This is a genomic window from Streptomyces sp. NRRL S-244 (assembly GCF_000717915.1).
GTDB lineage: Bacteria > Actinomycetota > Actinomycetes > Streptomycetales > Streptomycetaceae > Streptomyces.
Window position 1 is genome coordinate 1 of record NZ_JOCX01000043.1, and the last position, 22,244, is coordinate 22,244.

At 70.3% G+C, this 22,244-nt stretch carries 20 protein-coding genes; 9 read left to right on the plus strand and 11 right to left on the minus strand.

Annotation, left to right across the window (positions count from 1 at the left end):
* Positions 1-53: 53 nt before the first annotated feature.
* The 6 genes from IF02_RS0130560 to dusB all read right to left on the minus strand — a co-directional run bounded on the left by IF02_RS0130560 (position 54) and on the right by dusB (position 8,440).
* The gene (locus tag IF02_RS0130560) at positions 54-1,349 is read right to left on the minus strand and encodes a ferric reductase-like transmembrane domain-containing protein (RefSeq protein ID WP_051696658.1); all 1,296 of its coding nucleotides are present in this window, start codon (positions 1,347-1,349) and stop codon (positions 54-56) included.
* A 200-nt stretch (positions 1,350-1,549) separates the two neighbouring features.
* Positions 1,550-1,954: a VOC family protein gene (locus IF02_RS0130565; protein WP_030162750.1), complete on the minus strand. Its 405-nt coding sequence runs from the start codon at positions 1,952-1,954 to the stop codon at positions 1,550-1,552.
* 165 nt (positions 1,955-2,119) lie between these two features.
* Positions 2,120-2,584, minus strand: a complete 465-nt coding sequence (locus IF02_RS0130570) for a group III truncated hemoglobin (protein ID WP_030162751.1) — start codon at positions 2,582-2,584, stop codon at positions 2,120-2,122.
* Between the two features lie 186 nt (positions 2,585-2,770).
* Complete coding sequence (locus IF02_RS0130575; protein WP_030162754.1) at positions 2,771-3,823, minus strand: ArsR/SmtB family transcription factor; 1,053 nt, start codon at positions 3,821-3,823, stop codon at positions 2,771-2,773.
* 389 nt (positions 3,824-4,212) lie between these two features.
* Entirely contained in the window at positions 4,213-6,921 is a 2,709-nt protein-coding gene (ppdK, locus tag IF02_RS0130580; RefSeq protein WP_030162756.1) for a pyruvate, phosphate dikinase, read from the minus strand.
* A 376-nt stretch (positions 6,922-7,297) separates the two neighbouring features.
* On the minus strand, positions 7,298-8,440 hold the full coding sequence (gene dusB / locus IF02_RS0130585; RefSeq protein ID WP_030162758.1) for a tRNA dihydrouridine synthase DusB: 1,143 nt from the start codon (positions 8,438-8,440) through the stop codon (positions 7,298-7,300).
* A 64-nt stretch (positions 8,441-8,504) separates the two neighbouring features.
* Here dusB and IF02_RS0130590 point away from each other — a divergent pair, with 64 nt between their 5' ends.
* On the plus strand, positions 8,505-9,956 hold the full coding sequence (locus IF02_RS0130590; protein ID WP_030162760.1) for an MFS transporter: 1,452 nt from the start codon (positions 8,505-8,507) through the stop codon (positions 9,954-9,956).
* A 131-nt stretch (positions 9,957-10,087) separates the two neighbouring features.
* Here the strand turns inward: IF02_RS0130590 and IF02_RS0130595 are convergent, their stop codons facing one another.
* Positions 10,088-10,543 carry a MarR family winged helix-turn-helix transcriptional regulator gene (locus IF02_RS0130595; protein ID WP_234318378.1) on the minus strand — a complete coding sequence of 152 codons (456 nt, stop codon included), beginning with the start codon at positions 10,541-10,543 and terminating at the stop codon, positions 10,088-10,090.
* A 91-nt stretch (positions 10,544-10,634) separates the two neighbouring features.
* Here IF02_RS0130595 and IF02_RS0130600 point away from each other — a divergent pair, with 91 nt between their 5' ends.
* From IF02_RS0130600 to IF02_RS0130615, 4 genes are all read left to right on the plus strand, one after another.
* On the plus strand, positions 10,635-10,979 hold the full coding sequence (locus IF02_RS0130600; protein ID WP_030162764.1) for a DoxX family protein: 345 nt from the start codon (positions 10,635-10,637) through the stop codon (positions 10,977-10,979).
* 57 nt (positions 10,980-11,036) lie between these two features.
* Positions 11,037-12,065 carry an aldo/keto reductase gene (locus IF02_RS0130605; RefSeq protein ID WP_030162766.1) on the plus strand — a complete coding sequence of 343 codons (1,029 nt, stop codon included), beginning with the start codon at positions 11,037-11,039 and terminating at the stop codon, positions 12,063-12,065.
* A 21-nt stretch (positions 12,066-12,086) separates the two neighbouring features.
* Complete coding sequence (locus tag IF02_RS0130610; RefSeq protein ID WP_030162768.1) at positions 12,087-12,680, plus strand: TetR family transcriptional regulator; 594 nt, start codon at positions 12,087-12,089, stop codon at positions 12,678-12,680.
* Between the two features lie 135 nt (positions 12,681-12,815).
* Positions 12,816-13,538 (plus strand): VC0807 family protein, encoded by a 723-nt coding sequence (locus IF02_RS0130615; protein WP_037837449.1) that lies wholly within the window; start codon positions 12,816-12,818, stop codon positions 13,536-13,538.
* A gap of 89 nt (positions 13,539-13,627) precedes the next feature.
* Here the strand turns inward: IF02_RS0130615 and IF02_RS0130620 are convergent, their stop codons facing one another.
* On the minus strand, positions 13,628-15,010 hold the full coding sequence (locus IF02_RS0130620; protein ID WP_030162770.1) for a glycine--tRNA ligase: 1,383 nt from the start codon (positions 15,008-15,010) through the stop codon (positions 13,628-13,630).
* 155 nt (positions 15,011-15,165) lie between these two features.
* Here IF02_RS0130620 and IF02_RS0130625 point away from each other — a divergent pair, with 155 nt between their 5' ends.
* Genes IF02_RS0130625 through IF02_RS0130640 form a run of 4 tightly spaced genes read left to right on the plus strand, consistent with a single transcriptional unit; the run spans position 15,166 to position 18,325 of the window.
* Positions 15,166-16,152, plus strand: coding sequence for a metal ABC transporter substrate-binding protein (locus tag IF02_RS0130625; RefSeq protein WP_030162771.1), 987 nt, complete (start codon positions 15,166-15,168; stop codon positions 16,150-16,152).
* 23 nt (positions 16,153-16,175) lie between these two features.
* Positions 16,176-16,967 carry a metal ABC transporter ATP-binding protein gene (locus IF02_RS0130630; protein ID WP_030162772.1) on the plus strand — a complete coding sequence of 264 codons (792 nt, stop codon included), beginning with the start codon at positions 16,176-16,178 and terminating at the stop codon, positions 16,965-16,967.
* A complete protein-coding gene (locus tag IF02_RS0130635; RefSeq protein WP_030162773.1) occupies positions 16,967-17,833 on the plus strand; it encodes a metal ABC transporter permease in 867 nt (288 codons plus the stop codon). The genes IF02_RS0130630 and IF02_RS0130635 overlap by 1 nt, the downstream gene beginning before the upstream one ends.
* 60 nt (positions 17,834-17,893) lie before the next feature.
* Positions 17,894-18,325 (plus strand): Fur family transcriptional regulator, encoded by a 432-nt coding sequence (locus tag IF02_RS0130640; protein ID WP_078622428.1) that lies wholly within the window; start codon positions 17,894-17,896, stop codon positions 18,323-18,325.
* A 303-nt stretch (positions 18,326-18,628) separates the two neighbouring features.
* Here IF02_RS0130640 and IF02_RS0130645 read toward each other — a convergent pair whose 3' ends face one another.
* The 3 genes from IF02_RS0130645 to IF02_RS0130655 all read right to left on the minus strand — a co-directional run bounded on the left by IF02_RS0130645 (position 18,629) and on the right by IF02_RS0130655 (position 21,863).
* Entirely contained in the window at positions 18,629-19,450 is an 822-nt protein-coding gene (locus tag IF02_RS0130645) for an isoprenyl transferase (protein ID WP_030162777.1), read from the minus strand.
* Positions 19,451-19,461: 11 nt separating this feature from the next.
* On the minus strand, positions 19,462-20,208 hold the full coding sequence (gene recO, locus IF02_RS0130650) for a DNA repair protein RecO (RefSeq protein WP_030162779.1): 747 nt from the start codon (positions 20,206-20,208) through the stop codon (positions 19,462-19,464).
* An 86-nt stretch (positions 20,209-20,294) separates the two neighbouring features.
* Positions 20,295-21,863 (minus strand): nucleobase:cation symporter-2 family protein, encoded by a 1,569-nt coding sequence (locus IF02_RS0130655; RefSeq protein ID WP_030162781.1) that lies wholly within the window; start codon positions 21,861-21,863, stop codon positions 20,295-20,297.
* Positions 21,864-22,244: the final 381 nt, after the last annotated feature.

Here is a 22,244-nt window from a genome sequence, read left to right on the forward strand (position 1 = left end):
GACGTCGGCGGGGTCGGGGCGTCGGCGGGGTGGGGACGTCGGCGGGGTCGGGGTCAGAAGCTGAAGCACTCGGAATGGACGCGCCCGGCCGGCACCCCGGCCCGCAGCAGCGCGCTCCGCGTCGCCTCGGCCATCCCCGGCGGCCCGCAGAGGTATACGTCGTGCTCGGTCAGGTCCGGCAACAGCGCGAGCAACGCCTGCGGGGCCAGCGGATCGTAGGCGGCGTCGGAAGACCCGAGCAGGTAGTGCAGCCCGGCCTGCCGCTCGGCGGCGATGGCCTCCAGCTCGGACCGCAGTACGAGGTGCTCCGCGGCCCCGGCCCGGTAGAGCAGCGTGATCTCCCCCGGCCCGCCGGGCAGCGTCTCGAACAGCGCCCGCATCGGCGTGATGCCGACCCCGCCCGCGATGAGGAGCACCTTGGGCCGGGTCCGCCGGGCGGCGGTGAGCGCCCCGAACGGCCCGGTGGCGATGACCCTGGTCCCGGGGCGCAGTCGGCGGATCCGGCGGGAGTGCCCGCCGAGCGCCTTCACGGTGATCCGCAGGGCGTGTCCCTGGACGGGCGCGGACAGCGAGAACGGCAGGGCGGTGTGCCACAGCCGCCGTTGCAGGAACCGCCAGCGCAGGAACTGGCCCGGCTCCGCGCGCAGTTCCGCCAGGTGCTCCCCGTGCACGAGGACGGAGACCACCCCGGGCCCCTCGACCCGTACCTCGGCCACCCGCAGCGCGTGCCGCAGGGCCTGCCGTACGGGGACCACGGCCCGGTACCAGACCAGCAGGACGGCGACGGTGGCGTGGGCGAGGGCCCAGAACCAGCCGGCCAGGGCGAGATCGGGCCCGGCGAGCTGGTGGCCGAAGGCCAGGGAGGCGGCGAGATAGACGAGGAGGTGGACCCCGCGCCAGGTTTCGTGGCTGACCCGGCGGCGTACGGCCCGGGCGGAGCTCACCCCGACGGCGGCCAGCAGGGCCGTCCCGGCGAAGGCGGCGGCCACCGCCGGGTAGCCGAACAGCTCCCGGACGGCGGAGGCCACGTCGACGCCCTCGTGGACGGCGTATCCGCACAGGGCGAAGAGGGCGTGCCCGAAGCACAGCAGCAACACGTGCCGGCCGCCCCGCGCGTGCCAGCGGGCGAGCCGGTCGGCGCCGACCCCGTGCTCGACGGAGGGCACCCGGGCCATCAGGAAGAGCAGGACGAGCACCCCGTACCCGGCGAGCAGGCCGGTGAGGTGGGCGGCGGTCGCGAACAGCGCGTCGAGCCGCGCGGAGGGCCGCACCTGGGCCGCCCACACCAGCGCCACCAGCCCCGCACCACCGAGCATCCCGCCCTTGACCCGCATCACCGCATCTCGCACACGGATCACGCTAAGGGCGGTCCGAGCGCCGCCGACCTGCCCGAACCCATCCTTAAGCCGCCCTTGAGGGACGCCTCACCGACCCTTAACCCGGGCGCTGAGGTGCGCGTTCCGCCCGGGTGACAGCGGCGAGGGGGCGGCGGTCCGGACCTGCCCGGTGCGGACCGCCGTGACCTCGGCGGCGGTGGCGTAGCGGGGCATCAGCCCTGGACGGCCGCCGGGTCCATCCAGACGTACTCCCAGACGTGGCCCTCCAGGTCCTCGAAGGCGCGGCCGTACATGAAGCCGAGGTCCTGGGCCGGGCGGGGTTCGGTGGCACCCGCCGCGAGGGCGGCGCCGACCACCTCGTCGACCTGCTCCCGGCTCTCCGCGCTCAGGGCGAGCATCACCTCGGTGGTCTTCGTGGCGTCCGCGACCTCCTTGGTCGCGAAGTCCTTGAAGCGGGCCTCGGTCATCAGCATCGCGAAGATCGTGTCGCTGATGACGAGGCAGCCGGTCACCTCGTCGCTGAACTGGGGGTTGAAGGAGTAGCCGAGCTTGCCCCAGAACGCCTTGGTGGCCTCGATGTCCTTGACCGGCAGGTTGACGAAGATCATGGTGGGCATCTCGGTCCCTCTTTCTCTCATGTGTGCGTCTCGCATGCGCGTCTCGTGTGCGCTTTCGAGAGATAGACCCGGGGGGCCGGGAAAACTCATCGCTCCCGCGGAAATTTCTCCGAGGATTGCGTCGAAGCCCGCCGCGAGCCGCCGGGCGAGGCACATCTGCGCAGGTCAGGCCGGGGAGCGGAGCTCCAGGGCGGCCAGCGGGACGAAGCCGCGGGCGTCCTTCCGGTGGAGCAGCGCGGGGTCCGGCCCGGCCAGCCGCTTGTGCAGGGCCAGGGCGATCCGCTCGCCCGTCGCCTTCGCCCGCTCCGCGTTCGGCCCCCGGTGCAGGCCGTCGACGGCGGCGTTCCACAGCTGTATCCAGCGCCCGAAGTCCTCGGCGGTCATCGCGCGCGCCGCGTGCAGGGCGGCGTGCGGGCCGAATGCGTCGCGCCCGTAGTCGGCCGTACGGAACAGGGCCCGCTCCCAGAAGTCCGTGATCCGGGGCAGGTGGACCTCCAGGTCCGTGCCGGCGATCTCGGTGAAGAACGGCCCGATCCGCCGGTCGGCGAAAGCGGCGGTGTAGAAGCGGCGCAGCACGACGGTGAGGTCGGCGCGGCCGGAGATGTCGTTGTCCGCGGCGGACTGGTTCATGGCTTCACCATCCTGGCGCACGCACGGGCGGCCCAGGGCGCGAAGTCCCGCCGTTCGTCACTTCGTGCGGATCGCGGGCGTACCGGCCGCGCGCGAGGGCCCCCGGTGGAATGACCGGTCCGGGGGCCCTCGTCGACTGGCGCGGCCGACCGGCGCGGCCGGCTGCCGCAGCCGGCTTCGGCCGGGTCAGGAGGCCACCGCTCCGCCCTTCAGCAACGCGGCCCCCAGCGGGGTCACCGTGTGCAGGACGGCGTTGCCCCGGCGCAGGGTGGTGACCAGGCCCGCCTCGCGCATCACGCAGGCGTGCTGGCTCGCGGAGGCCAGCGAGACCCCGGCCCGGCGGGCCAGCTCGCTGGTGGTGGCGCCGTCGCCGATGGCCCGCAGCACGACCGAGCGGGTGTGCCCGACGAGCTTGCCCAGCGTGCGCTGGCGCTGCTCCTCCAGGGGCCGAATCGATTCGCCCGCGGCGGATGCCGAGGCCAGCTGCGCGGCGGCCGGGTAGACCAGCACCGGGGGCAGCTCCGGGTCGTGCAAGGTCACGGCGGTGCGCCGGCAGAAGAACGACGGCTGGAGCAGCAGCCCGCGCCCCCGCAGCCGGACGTCGCGGTCCACGGGGTAGTCGCACTCCAGGACCGGTGCCCGCCAGCGCAGCATCGGGGGCAGTGAGGCCAGCAGCTCGTCCGCGCCCCCGTCCAGCAGGGCCCGGCCGCGCGCGGCCCGCTCGGCCTCGATCTGGGCCTGGATGTGGCTCCAGTACGGCTCCACGGCCGCCCGGTGGTAGCCGCGCAGCTCGCCCAGCAGCCTCGGCAGGTGCTTGGTACCGCCCTCCATGAAGTCCCGCAGCCGCCGCGGGACCGGCGCGTCGGCGCCTCCGCTGACGGCCGAGGGCATGCCGAACGCGGCCCCGACGCCGGTGCCCGCGCCCAGCAGCGCGAGCTCGCGCCGCATCCGCTCGGGGCGGATCCCGCGCAGGGCGTCCAGTCCCACGTCCCACCCGTACTGCCCCTCCACAGGGGTCAGGAAATCGGGAAAATAACCACGACTCGGTATGAGCGCACCGAGCAAGCGTGTTTCACTATTCAACCTGCTCCGGGTTTCAGTACGCCATTCACCGAAGAGCCGCGCATCACGCCGGTCTCTTAAGCGGTGAAAACTCAGAATCGTTTCCCACAACGCATCGGGACGCCCTGCCATCCGTACGCGTGCCAGGTCCACTCCAGTGAAATGGATACGCAGCACCGAACCCCCACCTGTGCAACCGCAATCCCCCCGCCTCATGAGTATGCATGCCGTCACACGACGTCACCACGCCCTTTCAGCCACAGTTGAAACCCCTTTCGGCGGGGGCGTGACAACCGAAATCCTGTACTCCGCCAGGCACACTCCGGTGCGACCGAAACGCTCCGTGAAGGCCGTGGGGGGCTTTGCGGGGCCTGGCGGTCGGTCGCACCGGGAAGCGCCGACGTGTCTGGCAGATAGACAGCAGGCGGTGGACGGGTGGGGATCCGTCCACCGCCTGCTGGCGTAAAGATTTGTTGAACAACAAAAAAGAGGCGCGTCCGCCCTCGGGGGTCAGGGAACCCGGGGGCGGACGCGCAGTCAGCGGGCCGTGTCAGGCCTGGAGGGGCTCAGCGGCTGTCGCTGCCCTTCGCCTCGGCGGCGGCACGGCCGGCCTCCAGGCGCGCCACCGGAATCCGGAACGGCGAGCAGGAGACGTAGTCGAGACCCACCTCGTGGAAGAAGTGGACCGACTCCGGGTCGCCGCCGTGCTCGCCGCAGACGCCGAGCTTCAGGTCGGGGCGGGTCGCCCGGCCGGCCTGGACCGCGCTGCGGACCAGCGCGCCGACGCCGTCCTTGTCGATGGTCTCGAACGGCGAGACCCCGAAGATGCCCTTCTCCAGGTACGCGGTGAAGAAGCTGGCCTCGACGTCGTCGCGGGAGAAGCCCCACACCGTCTGGGTCAGGTCGTTCGTACCGAAGGAGAAGAACTGCGCGGCCTCGGCGATCTGCCCGGCCGTGAGGGCGGCGCGGGGCAGCTCGATCATCGTGCCGATGGACAGCTTGAGGCTGGTGCCCGTGGCGGCCTCGACCTCGGCGATGACCGCGTCGGCCTCCTCGCGGACGATCTCCAGCTCCTGGACGGTGCCCACGAGCGGGACCATGATCTCGGCGCGCGGGTCGCCCTTGGCGTTCTTGCGCTCGGCCGCGGCCTCGGCGATCGCCCGGACCTGCATGGCGAACAGACCGGGGATGACCAGGCCGAGACGGACACCGCGCAGACCCAGCATCGGGTTCTGCTCGTGCAGCTTGTGCACGGCCTGAAGCAGGCGCAGGTCGTTCTCGTTGGCGTCCTTGCGGGCCTCGGCGAGGGCGACGCGCACCGACAGCTCGGTGATGTCGGGCAGGAACTCGTGCAGCGGCGGGTCGAGGAGGCGGACGGTGACGGGCAGTCCGTCCATCGCCTCGAACAGCTCGACGAAGTCCTTCTTCTGGAGCGGCAGGAGGGCGCTCAGTGCCTCCTCGCGCTCCTTGTCGGTGTCCGCGAGGATCAGGTGCTCGACCAGCTCGCGGCGCTCGCCGAGGAACATGTGCTCGGTGCGGCACAGGCCGATGCCCTGGGCCCCGAAGCGGCGGGCGCGCAGCGCGTCCTCGGCGTTGTCGGCGTTGGCGCGCACCCGCAGCCGGCGGACGCGGTCCGCGTACGCCATGATCCGGTGGACGGCCTGGACCAGCTCGTCGGCGTCGTCGGCGCCGGCGTGCATGCGGCCCTCGAAGTACTCGACGACCGGGGACGGTACGACGGGTACCTCACCGAGGTAGACCTTGCCGGTGGAGCCGTCGATGGAGACGACGTCACCCTCCTCGACCACCTTGCCGCCGACCGTCATACGGCGGCGCTTGGTGTCGACTTCGAGGTCCTCGGCGCCGCAGACGCAGGTCTTGCCCATGCCGCGGGCCACGACGGCGGCGTGCGAGGTCTTGCCTCCGCGCGAGGTCAGGATGCCCTCGGCGGCGATCATGCCGTCCAGGTCGTCCGGGTTGGTCTCGCGGCGGATCAGGATGACCTTCTCGCCGGAGCGCGACCACTTGACGGCCGTGTACGAGTCGAAGACGGCCTTGCCGACGGCCGCGCCCGGGGAGGCGGCGATGCCGCGGCCGAGCAGCTCGGTCTTGGCGTCCTCGTCGAAGCGCGGGAACATCAGCTGCGCCAGCTGGGCGCCGTTGACGCGCTGGAGCGCCTCGGCCTCGTCGATCAGGCCCTGGTCCACGAGCTGGGTGGCGATGCGGAAGGCGGCGCCGGCGGTGCGCTTGCCGACGCGGGTCTGCAGCATCCACAGCTGGCCGCGCTCGATGGTGAACTCGATGTCGCAGAGATCCTTGTAGTGGGTCTCCAGCGTCGTCATGATCGTCATGAGCTGGTCGTACGAGGCCTTGTCGATCGACTCCAGGTCCGCCAGCGGGACGGTGTTGCGGATGCCCGCCACGACGTCCTCGCCCTGGGCGTTCTGCAGGTAGTCGCCGTAGACGCCCGCGTGGCCGCTGGCCGGGTCGCGGGTGAAGGCGACGCCGGTGCCGGAGTCGGGGCCGAGGTTGCCGAACACCATGGAGCAGATGTTGACCGCGGTGCCCAGGTCGCTCGGGATGCGCTCCTGGCGGCGGTAGAGCTTGGCGCGGTCGGTGTTCCAGGAGTTGAAGACCGCTTCGACGGCGAGGTCCAGCTGCTCGCGGGCGTCCTGCGGGAACTCGCGGCCGGCCTGCTTGGAGACGATCTTCTTGAAGCGGGTGACCAGCTTCTTGAGGTCGGCGGCGTCGAGGTCGGTGTCGACGGTGACCTTCTTGGCGGCCTTGGCCTCGTCGAGGGCTTCCTCGAAGAGCTCGCCCTCGACGCCGAGGACGGTCTTGCCGAACATCTGGATGAGGCGGCGGTACGAGTCCCACGCGAAGCGCTCGTTGCCGGCCTGGGAGGCAAGGCCGGCCACGGACTCGTCGGAGAGGCCGATGTTGAGGACCGTGTCCATCATGCCCGGCATGGAGAACTTGGCGCCGGAGCGCACGGAGACCAGCAGCGGGTCGTCCGACTGGCCGAGCTTCTTGCCCATCTTCGCCTCGAGGGCGGCCAGGTGGGCGCTGACCTCGTCGCGCAGCGCGGCCGGAGCCTCACCGCTGGCGAGGTAGACCTTGCAGGCCTCGGTGGTGATGGTGAAGCCGGGAGGGACCGGCAGACCCAGGTTGGTCATCTCGGCGAGGTTGGCCCCCTTGCCGCCGAGAAGGTCCTTGAGGTCGCGGTTTCCCTCGGTGAAGTCGTAGACGAACTTCTGATCTTTGTTTTCCGACACGGGTCTCGACTCCTCGAGGACTCGGTGGCTGCCCTGACGGCCAGGAACATACCCAGATCGAAGGCTTCTGGGTACGTCCACTTGGCCGTCATGTGGCTGTAACCACTCGTGCGCCACCAGATCGAAAGTAACCAATGAGTAGCCAGAACATACGAAGAGCGTTCACCTCCCGAAGACGGGAGGGCCTCCTGAGGCCTGTCACCGCTCGGATGAGCGATCATCGATACATTTGTGTTCAACTCTTGAACGAACAAAGGGTGGCACCCAGTGCCACCCTTTGGAAGTCATACCCGTGATTTTCGCGCTCATGTGAGCGCAACCCCACCCATGCGTGGCGTATGTCACGCCGCCGGTGGCACAGTTTGTCAGCTGATTCTCAGCCCCCGGACGTGTCCAGTTCGGCATCCTCACTCACGCCCGCGCAGTCGTACGGATCCTTCAGCCAGCCATCCGGGAGGACAACCCGGTTGTTTCCGGACGTCCGGCCGCGCGGGCCGTCCGCGCTCTCGGGCCACGGCTGGTCCAGGTCGAGCTCGCTCAGATGAGCGTTCAACTCGGCGAGCGACGAGGTGACCGCGAGCTTCTTCCGCATCTCGGAACCCACCGAGAACCCCTTGAGGTACCAGGCCACGTGCTTACGGAAGTCGATCACCCCGCGCGCCTCGTCGCCGATCCACTCCCCCAGCAGCTGGGCGTGCCGGTGCATGGTGGCCGCGACCTCGCGCAGCGTCGGCTTGTGGAAGTCCTCGGGGCGTCCCTCGAAGGCCGCGACCAGGTCGTTGAACAGCCACGGACGGCCGAGGCAGCCACGCCCCACGACCACGCCGTCGCAGCCCGTCTCGCGGACCATGCGCAGCGCGTCCTCGGCGCACCAGATGTCGCCGTTGCCGAGCACGGGGATCTCCGGCACGTGCTCCTTGAGCCGCGCGATGGCGTCCCAGTCGGCGGTGCCGCCGTAGTGCTGGGCGGTGGTGCGCCCGTGCAGGGCGATGGCGGTGACGCCCTCCTCGACGGCGATGCGGCCGGCGTCCAGGTAGGTGAGGTGGTCGTCGTTGATGCCCTTGCGCATCTTCATGGTGACCGGCAGGTCACCGGCGCCCGCGACCGCCTCGCGCAGGATCGCGCGCAGCAGGTTCCGCTTGTACGGGAGGGCGGAGCCGCCGCCCTTGCGGGTCACCTTGGGCACCGGGCAGCCGAAGTTCAGGTCGATGTGGTCGGCGCGGTCCTCTTCGACGATCATGCGGACCGCCTTGCCGACCGTCGCCGGGTCGACTCCGTACAGCTGGATCGAGCGGGGCTTCTCGGTCTCGTCGAAGTGGATCAGCTGCATGGTCTTCTCGTTGCGCTCGACCAGGGCGCGGGTCGTGATCATCTCGCTCACGAAGAGCCCCTTGCCGCCGCTGAACTCCCGGCAGAGGGTGCGGAACGGGGCGTTGGTGATGCCGGCCATGGGGGCGAGCACCACGGGGGGCTGCACGGTGTGCGGGCCGATCGCGAGCGGCGGAGGGAGCGTGGTCATCCCCCCATTGTCGCCCAGCCGAACCGGAGCACGCATCTCTTTAGTTAGGCGTACTATCGGAACCATGCCGGAGTTGAGCCGCCGACGGAGGATGCTGGTCCTGGCGATCTGCTGCATGAGCCTGCTCATCGTCAGCCTGGACGTGACCGTCCTGAACGTCGCCCTCCCCTCGATGCGCCGTGAGCTGCACGCCTCGGTCTCCGGGATGCAGTGGACGCTCGACGCGTACACGCTGGTCCTGGCCTCGCTGCTGATGCTGGCGGGCTCCACGGCGGACCGGATCGGGCGCCGCAAGGTCTTCAAGGCGGGCCTCGTGGTCTTCACTGCGGGCTCGCTGCTCTGCTCGCTGGCACCGACGCTGGAGTGGCTGATCGCCTTCCGGATGGTCCAGGCCGTGGGCGGCTCGATGCTCAACCCGGTCGCCATGTCGATCATCACCAACACCTTCACGGAGCCGCGCGAGCGGGCCCGCGCCATCGGCGCCTGGGGCGCGGTGGTCGGCATCTCCATGGCGGTGGGCCCGCTGATCGGCGGGCTGCTGGTGGAATCCGTCGGCTGGCGGTCCATTTTCTGGATCAACCTTCCGGTCGGGCTGCTGGCCCTGGTGCTGACCCTGCGGTTCGTCCCCGAGTCGCGGGCCGCGCGCCCGCGCCGCGCCGACCCGGTGGGACAGGTGCTGGTCATGGCCCTGCTGGGCTCCGTGACGTACGGGATCATCGAGGCCCCGAGCGCGGGGTGGACCGCTCCGGTCATCCTCGGCTGCGCGGCGCTGGCCGTGGCCTCGCTGACGGGGCTGCTGCTCTACGAGCCGCGGCGGGCGGAGCCGCTGATCGACCCGCGGTTCTTCCGGAGCGCTCCGTTCAGCGGCGCCACGGTGATTGCGATCAGCGCCTTCGCCGCGCTGTCCGGGTTCCTGTTCCTGAACACCCTGTACCTGCAGGACGTACGGGGGCTCAGCGCGCTCGACGCCGGGCTCTACATGCTGCCGATGGCGCTGCTCACCTTCCTCTGCGCCCCGCTGTCGGGCCGGCTGGTCGGCAACCGGGGGCCGCGGCCGTCGCTGCTGATCGCGGGAACGGCGATGGCGGCGAGCGGGGTGCTGTTCGCCGCCTTCTCGGCGGAGACCTCGACGCCGCTGCTGTTCACCGCGTACGTGCTGTTCGGGCTGGGATTCGGCATGGTGAACGCGCCCATCACCAACACGGCGGTCTCCGGGATGCCCCGGGCCCAGGCGGGGGTGGCGGCCGCGGTGGCCTCGACCAGCAGGCAGACCGGCGGCACGCTGGGCGTGGCCGTGATCGGCGCGGTCCTGGCGTCGGGGACGGCGAGCGGCGCCGATTTCATCGAGGCCACGCGGCCGGCCTGGTGGATCATCACGGGCTGCGGACTGGTCGCGCTCGTGGTGGGAGCCGCGACCAGCGGCCGGTGGGCCATGGGGACGGCGGCGCGGACCGCCCGCACGCTGGAGCAGGCGGCGGCAGGGCCGTCGCGGGCCGCGGCGCCGCCGCGCGGCTGAGGCCGGGCCGGGCGGGGGTCCGGGTGGGCGGGGGTCCCGGCGGGCGTGGGTCCGGGCGGGTTGGAGTCCGGGCGGGAGGGGGTCCCGGCGGGCGTGGGTCCGGGCGGGTTGGGGTCCGGGGGTGCCGTCCGCTACTCGCCGCAGGTGAAGTGTTCGGGGTTCGAGTCGATCCGGCCCAGCAGTCCGCGCAGCGCGTCCTGATCCTGCTGCGAGAACGCGGAGAACAGCGAGAGCTCGACCTCGTCGAGCGCCGCGTTCGTCTTGGCGAGGGCGGTCGATCCCGCCTCGGTGATGGCCACGTTGTGGCGGCGGCGGTCGGCCGGGTCCCGGCGGCGGACGGCCAGGCCCTCGCCCTCCAGGTCGTTGAGGATGCCGACCAGCACGCTCGGATCCACCTCCAGCCGCTCGGCGAGTGCCCGCTGGCCGATGGGGCCGTCCTCCAGGTGCATCAGCGTCATCGCGTGCCGCGGGGTGAGCCCGGCCGTGCTGAGCGCCTTCTTCATGAGGGTCTCGGTGATCGAGCCGTGCCAGGCCAGCAGCAGGCCCAACCGCTGCGGGGGGTGCGGGGATTCCTGAGCTGGCGTCATATCGGACATCGTAACAATCAGGGAATGGTTGCGGAGTTTGGATCGTTGATGAGATTCAATGATTCGACACCCCCGATCATTGGAGCTCATCATGTTCATTGCGTACGCCGTCGTCGCCGGCCTGCTCACACTCGTCCTGGCCGCGTCCGCCACGTTCACGCTCCAGCGGAACGAGGCGGTCATGGCGAGCATGCGGAAGGTCGAGGTCCCGGACAGCTGGCTGCCCCGGCTGGCCACCCTGAAGGCGGCCGGCGCGATAGGCCTGGTCGCGGGCCTGTGGGTGACCCCTCTGGGCGTGGCCGCCGCGATCGGCGTGACCCTCTACTTCATCGGCGCGGTCATCAGCCACCTGCGCGTCAAGGACTTCGAACTGGCCCCGGCGGCCGTCCTCGCCCTGGTCGCGGCGGCGGCGCTGGCCCTGCGGGTGGCGGCGTAGCCATCCTGACGGGTGACAGATATTGAAATCTGTCACCCGTCATGCCATGGTTGTTCCATGACCACGAACGAGAACACCCGCACCCTCGGCTCGACCGGCCCTTCCGTCTTCCCGCTGGGGCTGGGCTGCATGGGCATGTCCGCCCTGTACGGGGAGGCCGACCGCACCGAGTCCATCGCGACCATCCACGCCTATCTGGACGCCGTCCCCGACGGCGCGAGCGCGCTGCTCGACACCGGCGACTTCTACGGCATGGGGCACAACGAGATGCTCATCGGCGAAGCCCTGCGCACGGCGCCGGCCGCAGCCCGCGAGCAGGCGCTGACCAGCGTGAAGTTCGGCGCCCTGCGCACCGTCGAGGGCGGCTTCACCGGCTATGACGGCCGCCCCGAGGCCGTCAAGAACTTCCTGGCCTACTCGCTCCAGCGCCTGGGCCGGGACCACATCGACGTCTACCGGATCGCCCGCGTCGACCCGTCCGTCCCGATCGAGGAGACCGTCGGCGCCATCGCCGAGGCCGTCCAGGCCGGGCACGTACGGCACATCGGCCTCTCCGAGGTCGGCGCGGACACCCTGCGCCGGGCCGCGGCGGTGGCGCCGATCTCGGACCTCCAGATCGAGTACTCGCTCATCTCCCGCGGCATCGAGGCGGAGATCCTGCCGACCGCCCGCGAGCTGGGCATCGGGGTCACGGCGTACGGGGTGCTGAGCCGCGGCCTGATCAGCGGGCACTTCGGCCGCGACCGGGAGCTGGCGCCGGGCGACTTCCGCGGGATGAGCCCCCGCTTCCAGGGCGAGAACCTCCAGCGCAATCTCGACCTGGTCGACGCCCTGCGCAAGGTCGCGGAGGACAAGGGAGTCAGCGTCGCCCAGACCGCCATCGCCTGGGTGCTCTCGCGCGGCGAGGACATCGTTCCGCTGGTGGGCGCCCGCCGCCGGGACAGACTGGCCGAGGCACTGGGTGCCATGGCCGTGGAGCTGAGCGCCGCGGACCTGGCGGCCATCGAGGAGGCGGTCCCGGCGGGAGCCGCGGCCGGCGAGCGGTACCCGCAGGCGCAGATGGCCCACCTCGACAGCGAGCACTGAGCGGGCGGTACGGTCATACTCATGCCCCCCGCTGCTGCCGAGCCCCTGACACCCGAGCGCATCCTCGCGACCACCGAGGAGGTGCTGCGTCGCTACGGCCCCACCAAGGCGACCGTGGTGGACGTGGCCCGCGCCCTGGGCGTCAGCCACGGCAGCGTGTATCGGCACTTCCCGTCGAAGGCGGCGCTGCGCGAGGCCGTCACGGAACGCTGGCTCACCAAGAGCGTGGTGCGGCTGGAGGAGATCGCCTCGGCCCCCACGGGCGCCGCGCCCTCCAAGCTGGAGGCTTGGCTGGAGGCGCTGTTCGAGGCCAAGCGCCACAAGGCGGGTGACGACCCGGAGCTGTTCGCGACGTACACGGTGCTGCTCGCCGAGAACAGCGATGTGGTGGACCAGCACCTGAGCCAGCTGATCGAACAGCTGGGCCGGATCATCGCCGAGGGCGTCGAGGCGGGCTCGCTCAGCGCGCCCGATGTACCGGCCGCGGCCCGGGCCGTGTTCGACGCCACCGGCCGTTTCCACGATCCGCAGTACGCGGCGGAATGGTTCAAGCCCACGATCATCACGGAGTTCGAGGCGGTCACCGCGCTGGTGATCCGGGGCCTGCGCGCCTGACCCGTCGAGAGCGTCCGGAACGAGCCGCTCCGGACGACTTGATGATCATTTGGGGCAGGATCGTCTTGTCCGTGCCCCGTCAAACTCCATACGTTCCCCCTACCACGCTTCATCAGGCACGTTCCAGGGGGAACCTTGTCCGCTCAACCCACTCAGGCAACGCAGCCCAAGCCTCCCGCACGCTCGGGAGGCGCCGCTGCCGTCGGCTGGATTCTGACCATCGCCCTCAACGTGGTCGCGCCGATCCTCACGTACAACCAGCTGCACGACCACGGCTGGAGCGAGTTCAGCGCGCTGCTGGTCAGTGGCGCGTGGCCGGTGCTCGACAGTGCGATCAACCTCGCCTGGCGCCGCAAGCTCGACGAATTCGCCGTCGTCGCCCTGGTGTTCCTGGTGATCACGGCCGTCGTCTCGCTCGTCGGCGCGCACTCGGCCCGCGCGCTGCTGATCAAGGACTCGGGTGTGACCGGGCTGTTCGGGCTGCTCTGCCTCGCCACCCTGCTCGCTCCGCGGCCGCTGATCTTCTACTTCGGCCGCAAGTTCGCCACCGACGGCACCCCCGAGAGCACCGCGTGGTGGAACGGTCTGTGGCAGTTCGACGGCTTCCGCCGCACGATGACCGTGATGACCACGGTGTGGGGCGTGGCCTACCTCGCGGAGGCCGCGGTACGGGTCGTGCTGGCTTACCTGCTGCCCACCGACACCATGGTGGTCGTCAGCCCGGTCCTGATCTACGGGGTGCTCGGCCTGCTGGCCGTGTGGACCGCGCGCTACGCGAAGCGCTCGCAGGCGGCGGGCGAACGGCGCGCCGCCGAGGCGGCCACGGCCCAGGCGCACGCCCCTGCCGGAAACGCCTGAGCAGAGCCGGAAAACGGCGGTGGCCCGGTGCGCGTGACGCGCACCGGGCCACCGGCCGTTTCACCCCGGTCGGGGTAGGGACCTGAGACCTAGCAGCCGAGCAGGCGGCTGCCGAGGTAGCTCTGGATCTGGTCCAGGGAGACGCGCTCCTGCTTCATGGTGTCGCGCTCGCGCACGGTCACCGCGTTGTCGTCCAGGGTGTCGAAGTCGACGGTGACGCAGAACGGCGTGCCGATCTCGTCCTGGCGGCGGTAGCGGCGGCCGATGGCGCCCGCGTCGTCGAACTCGATGTTCCAGTTCTTGCGCAGGTCGGCGGCGAGGCCCTTGGCCTTCGGCGACAGCTGCGGGTTGCGGGACAGCGGCAGGACGGCGACCTTGATCGGGGCCAGGCGCGGGTCGAAGCGCATCACGGTGCGCTTCTCCATGACGCCCTTGGCGTTCGGGGCCTCGTCCTCGATGTACGCGTCGAGCATGAAGGCGAGCATCGCGCGGTTCACACCGGCCGCCGGCTCGATGACGTACGGGGTGTAGCGCTCACCGGCCTCCTGGTCGAAGTAGGTGAGGTCCTGGCCGGAGGCCGCGGAGTGCGCCTTCAGGTCGAAGTCCGTGCGGTTGGCGATGCCCTCCAGCTCGGAGAACTCGCTGCCGCCGAAGTTGAAGCGGTACTCGATGTCGGCGGTGCGCTTCGAGTAGTGGGACAGCTTCTCCTTCGGGTGGTCGTACCAGCGGATGTTCTCCTCGCGGATGCCGAGGCCGCGGTACCAGTTCCACCGCTCCTGCATCCAGTACTCCTGCCACTGCTCGTCCTCGCCCGGCTTGACGAAGAACTCCATCTCCATCTGCTCGAACTCGCGCGTGCGGAAGATGAAGTTGCCCGGAGTGATCTCGTTGCGGAAGGACTTGCCCATCTGCGCGATGCCGAACGGGGGCTTCTTGCGCGAGGTGGTCTGCACGTGGGCGAAGTTGGTGAAGATGCCCTGGGCGGTCTCGGGGCGCAGGTACGCCTTCGAGCCGGTGTCCTGGGTCGGGCCGAGGTGGGTCTCCAGCATGCCGGAGAACTGCTTGGGCTCGGTGAACTGGCCCTTCACACCGCAGTGCGGGCAGTTGATGTCGGCGAGGCCGTTCTCGGGCGGACGGCCGTGCTTGGCCTCGTACGCCTCTTCCAGGTGGTCCGCGCGGTGACGCTTGTGACAGGAGGTGCACTCGGTCAGCGGGTCCGAGAAGGTCGCGACGTGGCCGGAGGCCACCCAGACCTCGGGGGCCAGGATCACGGAAGAGTCGAGGCCGACGATGTCCTCGCGCCCGGTGACCATGGCCTTCCACCACTGGCGCTTGATGTTCTCCTTGAGCTCGACACCCAGCGGACCGTAGTCCCAGGCAGCCCTGGAGCCGCCGTAGATGTCACTGCACGGGAAAACGAAGCCACGGCGCTTGCTCAGGCTGACGATGGTTTCGATCTTGTCGGCGGCCACGGTGCTCTCTTCATTACGAGGACGAACGGCGAAGGCTTTAGGTTACCGGCGCCCGCACCCCCCCTTTCAAATCGGTTCCCCTTCCACGGCACCGTCCCCGGGCTCCTCACCTGGGTTTTTGACAATCGTTTCCATCTTTGATGAAAATGGATGTCATGAACGTACGACGCCTCATACCCGCCGCCGCCCTCGCCGGAGCCGTAGCCCTCGGCGCCACGGCCCTCACCGCCTGCTCCGGAGCCGGAGCGGGAACCGGCAAGGACGGCAAGCTCGACGTCATGTCGTCGTTCTACCCGATGCAGTTCCTCGCCGAACAGATCGGCAAGGACCACGTGAAGGTCGACACCCTGACCAAGCCGGGCGTCGAACCGCACGACCTGGAGATCACCCCGAAGCAGACCGGGCAGCTGGGCGAATCCGACGTCGTCCTCTACCTCAAGGGCCTGCAGCCCGCCGTCGACAAGGCCGTCGCCCAGTCCGGCGTGAAGCACGTCGTCGACGCCGCCAAGCTCACCAAGCTCGAGGTCCACGGCTCCTCCGGCCACGACCACGCCCACGAGGGCGAGGAGGGCCACGCCGAAGGCGAGGCCGAGGGCCACGACCACGCCCACGGCGAGGCCGGCGAGGACCCGCACGTCTGGCTGGACCCGGTGAAGTACGCCGAGGTCGCCAAGGGCGTCGGCGCGGCCCTGGAGAAGGCCGACCCGGACCACGCGGCGGACTACCGCAAGAACACCGACGAGCTGCTCGGCAAGCTGGCCGCGCTCGACACGGAGTTCAAGGACGGCCTGAAGAACTCCGCCTCCAAGACCTTCATCACCACGCACTCCGCCTTCGGCTACCTCGCCGAGCGCTACGGCCTCGACCAGGAGGGCATCTCCGGCGTCGACCCCGAGTCCGAGCCGAGCCCGGCCCGGATGAAGGAGCTCCAGGCCGTCGCGAAGAAGGACAATGTCTCGACCGTGTTCTTCGAGACCCTGGCCAGCGACAAGACGGCCAAGACGCTCGCCACCGACACGGGCCTGAAGACCGACGTCCTCGACCCGCTCGAGGGAATCACCGACAAGTCCCAGGGCGCTGACTACTTCGAGGTCATGCGGTCCAACCTGAAGAACCTGCAGAAGGCGCTCGGTAGCAAGTAATGGCAGTAACGGAGGCGCGTGCCATGGAGTCCCAGCCCGCGGAGGCAGCGGACCAGCCCATCATATCCCTGCGCGGGGCCACGGCCTCGCTCGGCTCGCGCCCCGTACTGCGCGGGGTCGACCTCACCGTCCGGCGCGGCGAGGTCGTCGCCCTGCTCGGCGCCAACGGCTCCGGCAAGTCCACGGCCGTGCGCGCGGTCGTCGGGCAGGTCCCGCTGTCCGACGGGCAGCTGACGCTGTTCGGCACGGACTTCAAGCGCTTCCGCGCCTGGTCGCGCATCGGGTACGTCCCGCAGCGCACCACCGCCGCCAGCGGCGTCCCGGCCACCGTCCGCGAGGTCGTCTCCTCCGGCCGGCTCGCCCGCTCCCGCTTCGGCATCCTCCGCAAGGCCGACAAGGCGGCCGTCGAGCGGGCCCTGGCCCTCGTCGACATGAGCCAGTACGCCGACGCCTCCGTCAACGCCCTCTCCGGCGGCCAGCACCAGCGCGTGCTCATCGCGCGGGCGCTCGCCGTCGAGCCCGAACTCCTGATCATGGACGAGCCGATGGCGGGCGTGGACCTCGCCAACCAGGAGGTCCTCGCCAACGCCCTGCGCGAGCAGGTGGCCGCCGGTTCGACCGTCCTGCTCGTCCTGCACGAGCTGGGCCCGCTGGAGCCGCTGATCGACCGCGCCGTCGTCCTGCGCGACGGCTGCGTCGTCCACGACGGCCCGCCCCCCGAGGCCGTGGGGCAGCACGCCCTGCCCGGCCACGACCACGTACACCCCCACGCGGCGCACGACGCCGAGCCGCTCCGGACGGGACTGCTGAGCTGATGGACCTCCTCGACTACGCCTTCATGCAGCGGGCCCTGCTCGCGGCCGTCCTGGTCGGCGTCACCGCCCCGGCCATCGGCACGTACCTGGTGCAGCGCCGCCAGGCCGTCATGGGCGACGGCATCGGGCACGTGGCCATGACCGGTGTCGCGCTCGGCTTCCTGTTCAACGCGAGCCCGGTGTGGATGGCCACCCTGGTCGCGGTCATCGGCGCGGTCGGCATGGAGCTGATCCGCTCCCGCGGCAAGACCAGCGGCGACATCGCGCTCGCCATGCTCTTCTACGGCGGCCTCGCCGGCGGTGTGATGATCATCAACCTGGCTCCGGGCGGCTCGACGGCCAATCTGACCAGCTACCTCTTCGGCTCGATCACCACGGTCTCCGCCGAGGACGTCACCGCGGTCGTGATCCTCGCGGCCTTCGTCATCGCCGTCACCCTCGGGCTGCGCCGCCAGCTGTTCGCCGTCTGCCAGGACGAGGAGTTCGCCCGGGTCACCGGCCTGCCGGTGCGCTTCCTGAACCTGCTGATCGCGGTCACCGCCGCCGTCACCGTCACCGTGGCCATGCGGATCGTCGGCCTGCTGCTGGTCAGCGCCATGATGGTGATCCCGGTCGCGGCGGCGCAGCGCGTCACCCGCGGGTTCACCGCCACCCTGTCGGTGGCCATGGTGATCGGCGTACTGGTCTCGCTCTCCGGTACGACCCTCACGTACTACATCGACGCCCCCTCCGGCGGCACCATCGTGCTGCTCGCGATCGGCGTCTTCATGGTGATGACGGCACTGTCCACCCCGCTGGCCCGGCGCCGCGCGAACGCGGCCCGCGCCGCCGAAGAGGTCTGCACGCGCGATGATGTGAAGGTCTAGGAAGGTCTGGGGGTACGGCCGCCTGGCACAATGGGCCGAGGCCGATATGAGGAGGAACCGGTGGCGACTGCGCCTGGCGAGATGAATACCGCGCCAGTACGAGGACGATCCACCCGGCAGCGGGCAGCCGTCGCCGCGGCGCTGGACGAGGTGGACGAGTTCCGCAGCGCCCAGGAGCTGCACGACATGCTCAAGCACCGCGGTGACTCGGTGGGCCTGACCACCGTGTACCGCACCCTCCAGTCGCTCGCCGACGCCGGCGAGGTCGACGTGCTGCGCACCAGCGACGGGGAGTCGGTCTACCGGCGCTGTTCCACCGGGGACCACCACCATCACCTGGTCTGCCGCAAGTGCGGCAAGGCGGTCGAGGTGGAGGGCCCGGCGGTGGAGAAGTGGGCGGAGTCGATCGCGGCCGAACACGGCTATGTGAACGTCGCCCACACGGTCGAGATCTTCGGCACCTGCGCCGACTGCGCGGCCGCGGGCTCCTAGAGCCGTACGAGGGCTGCGCCGACCAGCCGATGCGGGTGTCGACGTCCGCGCAGGTCATCCGGACCCCGCCGGCGTCCACGACGACCCGTATCTCCCCCGTCTTCTCCAGCAGGCCGCCCAGGGCGCGCGCCTGGAGCCGGGGCTGGATCAGGGCCATCACCGGGATGGTCAGCGCGCCCGCCGCCAGCCCGATCGAGACCGGCCGTAGACGAGCCGTACGCCCTCGTCCACGACCGGTCCTGCATTCGTGTCCATGACAGCGGATCCCAGCCCGGGGGCGCCGGGGCCCCCGAGGCCCTGGGATCAGCCGGCCGAGCCCTCCGCCTGGTTCGGGACGGCGCCGCCGAAGCGGCGGTCGCGCTGGGCGTACTCCAGGCAGGCCGCCCACAGGTTGCGACGGTCGAAGTCCGGCCACAGCACGTCCTGGAAGACCATCTCGGCGTACGCGCTCTGCCAGAGCAGGTAGTTGGAGGTGCGCTGCTCGCCGCTCGGCCGCAGGAACAGGTCCACGTCCGGCATGTCCGGGTAGTACATGTACTTCGCGAAGGTCTTCTCGTTGACCTTCGACGGGTCCAGCCTGCCCGCTGCCACGTCCCGCGCGATGGCCTGCGCCGCGTCCGCGATCTCCGCGCGGCCGCCGTAGTTCACGCAGAAGTACAGGGTCATCGCGTCGTTGTCGACGGTCTGCTCCTGGGCGACCTGGAGCTCCTGGACGACCGACTTCCACATCTTCGGCATCCGGCCGACCCAGCGGATCCGGATGCCCAGCTCGTTCATCTCGTCGCGGCGGCGCCGGATGACGTCGCGGTTGAAGTTCATCAGGAAGCGGACCTCGTCGGGCGAGCGCTTCCAGTTCTCCGTCGAGAAGGCGTACAGGGAGAGGTTCTTGACGCCCATCTCCAGGCAGCCCTTGAGCACGTCGAGCACGACGCCCTCGCCGACCTTGTGGCCCTCGGTGCGCGGCAGGCCGCGCTCCTTGGCCCAGCGGCCGTTGCCGTCCATGACCACCGCGACGTGGTTGGGGACGAGCTCGCCGGGGATCTTCGGCGGGCGCTCACCGGACGGGTGCGGCTCGGGAACCTTGTACTCCCGGCGAGAGCGTCCCAGAATCCCGCGTCGTGCCATGTGTCCAGCTCCTATTTCTCGACGTATCGCAGGGAGCGTAGCCCGCGCTCCAGATGCCAGTGCAAATAGGCGGAGACGAGCCCGCTGCCCTCCCGCACGTACCGCGCCTCGCAGGCGTCCGCATGCCCCCAGTCGCCCGTCAGCAGCGCGCTGAGCAGGGCGATGGCCTCCGACGAGGGTACGACGCTGCCGGCCACCCGGCAGTCCCCGCAGACGACCCCGCCCGCGGCGACCGAGAAGTGCCGGTTGGGGCCGTGGATGCCGCACTTCGCGCAGTCCGTGAAGCTGGGCGCGTAGCCGTTGACGGCGAGGGAGCGCAGCAGGAACGCGTCGAGGATGAGGTTCGGCTCGTGCTCCCCGCGCGAGAGCGTGCGCAGGGCACCGATCAGCAGCAGGTACTGCTGTACGGCGGGCTCGCCCTCGTTCTCGGTGAACCGCTCGGCGGTCTCCAGCATCGCGGTGCCGGCGGTGTAGCGGGCGTAGTCGGTGACGATGCCGTTGCCGTACGGGGCGATGATCTCGGTCTGGGTGCAGAGCGGGAGGCTGCGGCCGATCAGCTCGCTGCCCCGGGCGAAGAACTGCACGTCGGCGTGGGAGAAAGGTTCCAGCCCGGCGCCGAACTTGGACTTCGTACGCCGCACCCCGCGGGCGACGGCCCGCACCCGGCCGTGGCCCCGGGTGAGGAGCGTGATGATGCGGTCCGCCTCACCCAGCTTCTGGGTGCGCAGCACGATGCCGTCGTCGCGGAACAGACTCATGCGCCCATTGTCGCCTGTGCGGGCACGGCGGAAGGCCCTCCGCCCGGACACGGGTCCGGACGCAGGGCCTTCACCCCTTGGGAGGGTCAGGAGGCGGGCGCGGCCTCCTCGTCCGCGTCGGCCTTCACGGCGGTGGCGGCGGCTGCGCTCACGGCGGCGCCGACCGTGGCCTCGGCCACCGTCTCGGCCTCGGCCGTCGCCGCCGCTTCGGCCGGGGCCCCGGTCTCCGGCGCGGCTTCCTCCACGGCCGGGGGCGCCGCCTGGGCGGGCACCGCGGCCGGTGCGGCGCCGTGCGCATCGTCCTTGGCCAGGCCGTTGAAGATCAGGTTGAGCACGATCGCGGCCGAGGCACCGAGCGTCACACCACTGTTGAGGAGCGAGGAGAGGTCCGCGTCCATGTGGTCCTTGAAGAAGGCCGGGACGGTGGCGGGGAGCAGCGCGAAGGCCAGGGATACGCCCACGACCAGCGCGTTCTTCTCCTCCTTGAGGTCGACCTTGGCGAGGGTCTGGATACCGGCCAGGGCCACCATCGCGAACATCACCGTCGCCGCGCCGCCGAGCACTCCGTGCGGGACGGCCGCGACGATCGCGGCGGCCTTGGGGATCAGCCCGAGCAGGATCATGAAGACGCCCGCGGCGACCACGACGAAGCGGCTCTTGACCTTGGTCATCCGGACCAGGCCGACGTTCTCGGCGAAGGCCACGTACGGGAAGGAGTTGAGGACGCCGCCGAGGGCGGTCGCTGCGCCGTCGGCGCGCAGGGCGCGGGCCACGGTCTCGCTGTCGATGTCCTTGCCGACGATGTCTCCGACGGCGTACGTGTCACCGGTCGTCTCGACCATGGTGATCAGCATGACGATGAGCATCAGCAGGATCGGGAACCAGGCGAACTTCGGTGCTCCGTAGTGGAACGGGGTGGTGACGCCGATCCAGTCCGAGTCGCTCACGCCGCCGAACTTGGCGTCACCGAGCAGGAACGCGACGACCGTGCCGCCGACCAGGCCGAGCAGGATGGAGATGCTGGAGACGAAGGGCTTGCCGAGCTTCATCAGGACGAGGATGAAGAGCATCGTGCCGCCGGCGTACGCGAAGTTCTTCGGGTCGCCGAAGTCGGGGCTGCCGACGCCGCCCGCGGCGTCGTTGAGGCCGACGGGGATCAGCACGATGCCGAGGACGGTGATCACCGTGCCGGTGACGACCGGCGGGAAGAGCCGCATGACCGCCCGGAACGCCTTGGGGGGCAGCCAGGCGAAGGCGAAGGTGGCGATGCCGGCCGTGATGACCGCGCCGTAGATGACGAGCAGGCCCGCCGTACCGCCGCCGGCTCCGAGCCCGATGGCGATCATCGGGGAGACCGCGGTGAAGGTGACGCCCTGGATCAGCGGCAGGCGCGCGCCGATCCGGCCTATGCCCCACGCCTGGATGATCGAGGCGATGCCGCAGGTCAACAGGTCGGCGTTGATCAGGTAGACCAGCTGCTCGGTGGTCAGGCCGAGGGCACCGCCCACGATGATCGGGACGATCACCGCACCGGCGTAGAAGGCGAGTACGTGCTGGAAGCCGTACAGCGCGAGCTTGGGGAGGGGGAGCACCTCGTCGACCGGGTGCGTGCTCTGCTCTCCGTTGGCGGAAAGCCGGGCGGCGACACGTGCCATCTCTGCCTTGCCCTTCAAGAGGTAGGTAAACGAGAGGAATCTGGTTATCCCTGGCGAAGTGGGTCGTTATCCCGTTGGTTCGCCAGGGTTGTCAGTGCGTTCACGTGAATCGAAGCCCCGCTGTGTTAACGGCGGCGTCTCGTCGTGTGACCGGAATTGAACGCCTGTGGGGGCGCTCACAGGTATCGTGGACTTCCACAAAGTGTTGACCTCTGGAGAGCCGAGGTCTGTAGGTATCTCCAGTGGCGGATGTCTCCGCAAGGGCGTAATGCCGGCGGCCACAAAACCCGTACGTGCAGGTCACGGGTCCGTTCATGTGTCCAATGGGTGGACGGCCGAGGCCGGAACGCGCGAATCCCCCCTTCACCCAGAGTGTGAAGG

What these genes read in the sequence shown, in the direction of transcription:
- IF02_RS0130565 (WP_030162750.1), bottom strand. Translation starts at nt 1,954, where the DNA reads ATGCCCACCATGATCTTCGTCAACCTGCCGGTCAAGGACATCGAGGCC.
- IF02_RS0130570 (WP_030162751.1), bottom strand. Translation starts at nt 2,584, where the DNA reads ATGAACCAGTCCGCCGCGGACAACGACATCTCCGGCCGCGCCGACCTC.
- dusB (WP_030162758.1), bottom strand. Translation starts at nt 8,440, where the DNA reads ATGACCACGCTCCCTCCGCCGCTCGCGATCGGCCCGCACACCGTGCAG.
- IF02_RS0130590 (WP_030162760.1), top strand. Translation starts at nt 8,505, where the DNA reads ATGCCGGAGTTGAGCCGCCGACGGAGGATGCTGGTCCTGGCGATCTGC.
- IF02_RS0130595 (WP_234318378.1), bottom strand. Translation starts at nt 10,543, where the DNA reads ATGACGCCAGCTCAGGAATCCCCGCACCCCCCGCAGCGGTTGGGCCTG.
- IF02_RS0130600 (WP_030162764.1), top strand. Translation starts at nt 10,635, where the DNA reads ATGTTCATTGCGTACGCCGTCGTCGCCGGCCTGCTCACACTCGTCCTG.
- IF02_RS0130605 (WP_030162766.1), top strand. Translation starts at nt 11,037, where the DNA reads ATGACCACGAACGAGAACACCCGCACCCTCGGCTCGACCGGCCCTTCC.
- IF02_RS0130610 (WP_030162768.1), top strand. Translation starts at nt 12,087, where the DNA reads ATGCCCCCCGCTGCTGCCGAGCCCCTGACACCCGAGCGCATCCTCGCG.
- IF02_RS0130625 (WP_030162771.1), top strand. Translation starts at nt 15,166, where the DNA reads ATGAACGTACGACGCCTCATACCCGCCGCCGCCCTCGCCGGAGCCGTA.
- IF02_RS0130630 (WP_030162772.1), top strand. Translation starts at nt 16,176, where the DNA reads ATGGAGTCCCAGCCCGCGGAGGCAGCGGACCAGCCCATCATATCCCTG.
- IF02_RS0130635 (WP_030162773.1), top strand. Translation starts at nt 16,967, where the DNA reads ATGGACCTCCTCGACTACGCCTTCATGCAGCGGGCCCTGCTCGCGGCC.
- IF02_RS0130645 (WP_030162777.1), bottom strand. Translation starts at nt 19,450, where the DNA reads ATGGCACGACGCGGGATTCTGGGACGCTCTCGCCGGGAGTACAAGGTT.
- recO (WP_030162779.1), bottom strand. Translation starts at nt 20,208, where the DNA reads ATGAGTCTGTTCCGCGACGACGGCATCGTGCTGCGCACCCAGAAGCTG.
- IF02_RS0130655 (WP_030162781.1), bottom strand. Translation starts at nt 21,863, where the DNA reads ATGGCACGTGTCGCCGCCCGGCTTTCCGCCAACGGAGAGCAGAGCACG.